The sequence below is a fragment of the Halomonas sp. ND22Bw genome (assembly GCF_003011945.1).
GTDB classification, from domain to species: Bacteria; Pseudomonadota; Gammaproteobacteria; order Pseudomonadales; family Halomonadaceae; genus Halomonas; species Halomonas halophila.
On sequence record NZ_PXWD01000758.1, the window covers coordinates 1 to 276 of the forward strand.

Here is a 276-nt window from a genome sequence, read left to right on the forward strand (position 1 = left end):
AAAACGCGGCCGGCCAGGTCGAAGGTCGAGCCGTGGCACGGGCAGAGGAAGCCGCCTTCCCAGTTGTCGGGCAGCGAAGGCTGCGGACCGGCCTGGAGCCGGTCGATGGGCGAGCAGCCGAGGTGCGTGCAGATGCCGACGACCACCAGCACTTCGGGCTTGATGGAGCGGTTTTCGTTGCGGGCGTATTCGGGCGTGAACTCGGCCGGATTGCGCTCGGACTTCGGGTCGGCCAGCTGGCCGTCCAGCTTCGGGAGTTCGGCGATCTGCTGCGGC

General features: G+C 68.5%; 1 protein-coding gene. It reads right to left on the minus strand.

Annotated features, from left to right (window positions below; all coding sequences use genetic code 11):
* Window positions 1-276: Rieske 2Fe-2S domain-containing protein (locus CVH10_RS20160; RefSeq protein WP_146143167.1), on the minus strand; the 276-nt coding region annotated here is incomplete at both ends.